Source organism: Desulfofundulus sp. (assembly GCF_049701015.1).
GTDB lineage: Bacteria > Bacillota > Desulfotomaculia > Desulfotomaculales > Desulfovirgulaceae > Desulfofundulus.
In genome coordinates this window covers 1-5,139 of the sequence record NZ_JBNATZ010000175.1, presented here as the reverse complement: position 1 = coordinate 5,139, position 5,139 = coordinate 1, and the positions used below count along the sequence as shown (strand labels likewise).

Here is a 5,139-nt window from a genome sequence, read left to right as displayed (position 1 = left end):
AGAGGAGGCGGGTAAACCAGAAGCCACCAGAGCCGCCAGGGCGGCATTTGGGCCGGGGACGGGAACCACCGGGATGCCGTGGGCTATGGCCAGGGAAACCAGTTCCTCCCCGGGGTCGGATATGCCCGGCATGCCGGCGTCCGAAACAAGTGCCACTTTCCGGCCAGCTTCAAGCAGGTTTAAAATATGGCGGCCCATTTGCCGGCTGTTGTGTTCACGATAGCTCACCATCGGTGTGTGAATATCGTAATGGGCCAGGAGCTTCCTGGTGTGCCGGGTGTCCTCAGCCGCAATCAGGTCAACCTCCCTCAATGTCCGCAGGACCCGCAGGGTAATATCCTCCAGATTGCCAATGGGAGTAGCGCAAATAAAGAGGACCCCCTGCTGACTCACCTTCCACCCTCCCGCTCCCTTTCCCAGAAGGCTTCACAAAACAAGCACTCCGATGTCCGGATGCGCCCAAAGTGGACGTTGCATATATGAAAACCCTGCTGGTAGAGGTCCCAGAGGTTTCTCAACCCTCCCCTGGCAGGGGCGCTCTCTCCGGCCTGCCCGTAGGCCCTGGCCAACTCCTCCCGCAATTTGTCATTCTCCTCCATTAAGAGTCGGATCTGCTTCTTGATTTTCTGCATGTCGTTCCCGAGCGCCTGGATCCTGGCTTCCATTTCCTTGATCATTGCGGTCAGAGTTTGCACACTGGTCACCTCTCGTCCTGGTGATAACCTCGTTAAAAGAATACTCCTTGTTGAGCCTGGTTTCCTTTAATTCCACGGTCACAGTTTTACGGAATATATTAACAGCTGTCACCCTGCCCTCCCCATGGGGAGTCAACACACGCGCGCCAATTTCGGGATGTTCCTCTTTCGCCTGTTCGTAAATCTCATTTTCATATTTGAGACAGCACATCAACCTCCCGCAAATACCTGAAATTTTAGTGGGATTCAGAGAAAGATTCTGGTCCTTCGCCATACGGATGGAAACGGAAGCAAAATCGGACAACCAGGTGCTGCAGCATAATTCCCGCCCGCAGCAACCCAGCCCGCCCATCATCTTGGCTTCATCGCGCACACCGATTTGACGCAGCTCTATGCGGGTACGGAATACCGCAGCCAGATCCTTAACCAGTTCCCGGAAATCTACCCGTCCCTCAGCGGTAAAATAAAAAATGATCTTGTTGCCGTCAAAGGTCTGTTCCACATCCACCAGCTTCATGGGCAGGCCGTGGGCAGCAATTTTCTCCAGACAAATTTGAAAAGCTCGTTTTTCCTTTTTCTTGTTAAGAGCGATTTTTTCAAGATCTTCTTCAGTCGCCGGGCGGATGACCTTTTTTAGAGGTACCACCACCTCTTCATCCGCAACCTCGGTGGGTCCGATTACCACCTGCCCGCTTTCTATACCACGAGCCGTCTCCACAATAACCGGGTCACCGGGACTGAGAACGTAATCTCCCGGGTCGAAATAATAGATCTTCCCAGCCTTCCTGAACCTGACCCCTACAACACGGTAGGGCATTTTTTTCCCTCCATTTCAACCCCCGGCTCTGGCACCACCGCTCAGGCAGCACCTGCCAGGCGCATAAAAAGAACTTCCAGTGCCAGTCTGGTGTTAACGTTTGCCATAAGGGAGTCTCTTGTTTTTTCAATTTCCCTGATCATGGCAAGCAGCCGGGTAGAGCTGTAAAAACGGGCTTCCCGTTCCACCAGGGAAAGATAATCCTGGTTGAAAAGCAAGCCGCCAGCCCCCGTCTCCTTCCACACCAGCAAATCCCGGTACCACAGCAGGAAAAACTCCAGGCAGGCCAAAGCCAGCTCTTTATCTTCAGCCAGAAGAGCTGCCTGCCGGCAGGCTTCCGTAAAGGAAGCACGACCCAACCCGGCGGCCAGATCCACCACTCTTTGCCGGAAGGCGGAATAACCGCCATCCACGCCGGCCAATCTCACGGCCCGCCCGGGACAACCCCCGGTAAGCCGGGCCAGCAGTTCCAGTTCACCCCGGGAGGCAGCCATTTCTTTTTGCAGGATACTCACCACCTGCCCGGCGGGCAGGGGGTGAAAAGTGAAGATCTGACAACGGGAAAGGATTGTAGGCAGCAAAGCCTGGGGACGGCCGGAAATTAAAATAATTACCGTACCGGCCGGCGGCTCTTCCAGAGTCTTCAAAAGACAGTTCGCCGCCTCACCTGTCATCATGTCCGCCTGTTCCACAAGAAAAATCTGCCGCTGACCCTGATAAGGAGAAAGGGCAATGCGGTGTAACATCTCCCGCACCTGTCCGATCTTGATGGATGCCCCGTCGGGAGCAATCCGGTGCAGGTCGGGATGGTTTTGTCCGGCCACCTGCCGGCAATCCCGGCATTTACCACAGGCATCGCCAGAGCCGGGATACCGGCAGAGAAGGGCGGCCCCAAAGGCCAGGGCCGTGGTCGTCTTGCCCACGCCATCCGGTCCGGCAAATAAATAGGCATGACTTACTCTGTCCTGTTCCACGGCCCGGCGCAGGGCGCGGACAATTTCTCCATGTCCAATAATTTCTGCCAGCCTCACCTAAAACCTCTCCTCCACGGCCTTCAATATCTGCCGGTGGAGTTCCCGGCAGTCCAGGCGTCCATCCAGCACCAGGTAACGCCGGGGCTCCCTTTTTACCAGCTGGTGATATCCCCGGCGCACCCGTTCAAAAAAATCCAGCCTTTCCTGCTCAATGCGGTCCACCCTGCCGGCCAGCCGCGCCAGAGCCTCGTCAGCCGGCATGTCCAGCAACACCGTAAGGTCGGGTACAAGCTTTCCCGTGGCCAGAGCATTTAGCTGTTCCAATTCCGCAAGGTCCAGACACCGCCCGTAACCCTGATACGCCAGGCTGGAATCCACAAAGCGGTCACTGACCACCACCCGGCCGCCGGCCAGAGCGGGACGGATGGTGCTGGCGACGAGTTCGGCCCGGGCACCGGCGTATAAAAAAGCTTCCGCCAGGGGATTTAAACCGGCCAGGGCCGGGTCGAGCAACAGGCTGCGGATCTTTTCACCTACCGGTGTACCCCCCGGTTCCCGGGTAAAAACCACCGGATACCCCCGCTGGACCAGGGCGTTAGCTAAAAGCCGCGCCTGGGTGGTTTTCCCGACACCGTCAATGCCCTCAAACACAACAAACAAACCCTTCACCATACCACCACCCGCAGGCTCTGGAGCCCGGGATCTTCAGGACCCTGTACGGAAAGCGGCAGCTTCCTGACCCATTGTAGATATTCGACCATCTCCGGACCGATCTCCTCCCCGGGATAGAGCAGGGGGATGCCGGGAGGAGTGACGTTCACCCATTCGGCACAGATGTGACCGGCACACTCCTCCAGAGGAAGGGGACGGCTGGGAGCCAGCCAGGCCTGGCGTGGAGTAAGCCTTGCCACCGGCAGTGGCGGCCGTTCGGGACAGGCCATGAGAGCCCGTCCCACCTCCACCCGGCGGACCACTTCCTGCAAGCCGCGGATGAGGAGCTCACAATCACGGCGGGTGGTACCGATACCGATGACCACCACCAGGTTATAGTAATCGGCCATTTCCACCTGCACCCGGTAGTCCCGGGCCAGGATCCTGGCCACCTGATACCCCGTCAACCCAGCGGAGCGCAGTGAAATCACCAGCCGGGTGGGGTCCAGGCCGTGCACCCCGGGCCGGCCAAGGTGCTCCTCCCCCAGCAGGGTTATGCCCGGCAAGCGGGAGAGGGCCCGTCTTACCTCCAGGGCCAGGTCCACTGCACGTCCCAGCATTTCCGCGCCCCTGGTGGCCAGCTGCCGGCGGGCACCGTCAAGGGAGGCAAGCAAAAGATAAGAAGGGCTGCTGCTTTGCAGGAGGCGCAATGCCCCGGCCGTCCTCCGGATATCAATACGGTGGCCTTTGAAATGCAGAAGCGAGGACTGGGTGAGGGAACCACCCATCTTGTGCATGCTCTGTACCGAGGCATCCACGCCACACTGCAGTGCCGGCGGCGGGAACCCGTCATGAAAAGGGAAATGCACCCCGTGAGCCTCATCAGCCACCACCGGCTTATTCACCCCGTGGGCCAGTTCCACCAGTTGCTGCAGGTCACCTGTAACTCCATAATAGGTGGGATGCAGTACCAGCAGCCCCCTGGCCCGCGGGTGTTCTTCGAGGGCACCGGCCACCACCTGAGAAGTCAAACCGGCAGCCATACCGAACTCTTCAATTACCGCTGGTTCAAGGAAAACAGGCTTTGCCCCGGAAAAAACCAGACCTCCCAGCACAGCCCGGTGCGCATTGCGGGGGAGCAGGATCTCATCACCCGGCCGGCACATGGCCAGCAACAGAGCCATTATCCCCACCGTACTCCCGTTCACCAGAAAAAAGGCTTGCCCGGCTCCAAAAAGCTCCGCCGCCAGGGCCTGTGCCCGGGCGATCACCCCTTCGGGATGGTGCAGGTCATCCAGACCGGGCAATTCGGTTAGATCGAGCTGCAGGATTTCCTTGCCCCCCTGCCACTCGGGGAAAATGGCTTCCCCCTGACGGTGCGCGGGCACGTGCAGGTGGGCGTAATTCCTGGCACAATGGGCATAAAGTGCTGCTACCAGGGGGACTTCCTCCTGATTCATAATGTTTTTCACCTGATTAAAAAATTTGGCTCAACAGCTTTATTTTAACATGAGTACCCTTCATCATAAAGCATTGCCATTACTTTAACCTTATATCCGGTCAGGGCAGCGGTCAAAATAAGTTCAAGAAAAAGATAAAGCGAAAGGAGAGGCAATGGATGAGAGGTGAGAAGATTGACGAAAAAAGCCTTTCCCGCAAATATAAAACCAACGTTTCCCGTCTGATCAGAGCCTGGAAAAAGGGCCTGTCCGATATGGAAATCTCATCCAGCACAGGCATTGACATGGCAACTCTCAACAGGATCAGGAGCGATATCGAAATGGCCCACCGGCGACTGCGGCTGGCCCGCAAAAAGGAATTGAACCGGTTGTTTTACATTTAACCATCGCCTGCCTCCCTTCATAGTTTATATCAACGGGGTTTATAGCAACGGGCAATTTGACAGCCTTCCACCTTTTGAACCGGCTCCGCCATATGGCGGTGCTGTTAATCGAGTAGGAGGGGGCGGCTAGCCCCCGTCCTCTCACACCACCGGACATGC

The 5,139-nt window shown here is 57.3% G+C and carries 7 protein-coding genes; 1 reads left to right on the top strand and 6 read right to left on the bottom strand.

Features of this window, described 5'->3' with window-relative positions; translation table 11 throughout:
• From rsmI to ACPLUI_RS10575, 6 genes are all read right to left on the bottom strand, one after another.
• A partial coding sequence (gene rsmI / locus ACPLUI_RS10600; protein ID WP_424660231.1) for a 16S rRNA (cytidine(1402)-2'-O)-methyltransferase occupies positions 1-393 on the bottom strand: 393 nt, incomplete at its 3' end.
• Complete coding sequence (locus tag ACPLUI_RS10595; protein WP_424660233.1) at positions 390-665, bottom strand: initiation control protein YabA; 276 nt, start codon at positions 663-665, stop codon at positions 390-392. The genes ACPLUI_RS10595 and rsmI, both read right to left, overlap by 4 nt.
• Positions 586-1,512 (bottom strand): PSP1 domain-containing protein, encoded by a 927-nt coding sequence (locus ACPLUI_RS10590; RefSeq protein ID WP_424660230.1) that lies wholly within the window; start codon positions 1,510-1,512, stop codon positions 586-588. Before ACPLUI_RS10590 ends, ACPLUI_RS10595 begins: the two co-directional genes overlap by 80 nt.
• Before the next feature lie 41 nt (positions 1,513-1,553).
• Entirely contained in the window at positions 1,554-2,543 is a 990-nt protein-coding gene (gene holB / locus ACPLUI_RS10585; protein WP_424660229.1) for a DNA polymerase III subunit delta', read from the bottom strand.
• Entirely contained in the window at positions 2,544-3,155 is a 612-nt protein-coding gene (gene tmk / locus ACPLUI_RS10580; protein ID WP_424660232.1) for a dTMP kinase, read from the bottom strand. It lies immediately after the preceding gene.
• Positions 3,152-4,597 (bottom strand): aminotransferase class I/II-fold pyridoxal phosphate-dependent enzyme, encoded by a 1,446-nt coding sequence (locus tag ACPLUI_RS10575; RefSeq protein WP_424660228.1) that lies wholly within the window; start codon positions 4,595-4,597, stop codon positions 3,152-3,154. The genes tmk and ACPLUI_RS10575 overlap by 4 nt, the downstream gene beginning before the upstream one ends.
• 158 nt (positions 4,598-4,755) lie before the next feature.
• Between ACPLUI_RS10575 and ACPLUI_RS10570 the strand changes: the two genes are divergently transcribed.
• Positions 4,756-4,980: a hypothetical protein gene (locus ACPLUI_RS10570; RefSeq protein WP_424660227.1), complete on the top strand. Its 225-nt coding sequence runs from the start codon at positions 4,756-4,758 to the stop codon at positions 4,978-4,980.
• The last annotated feature ends 159 nt before the right edge of the window (positions 4,981-5,139 follow it).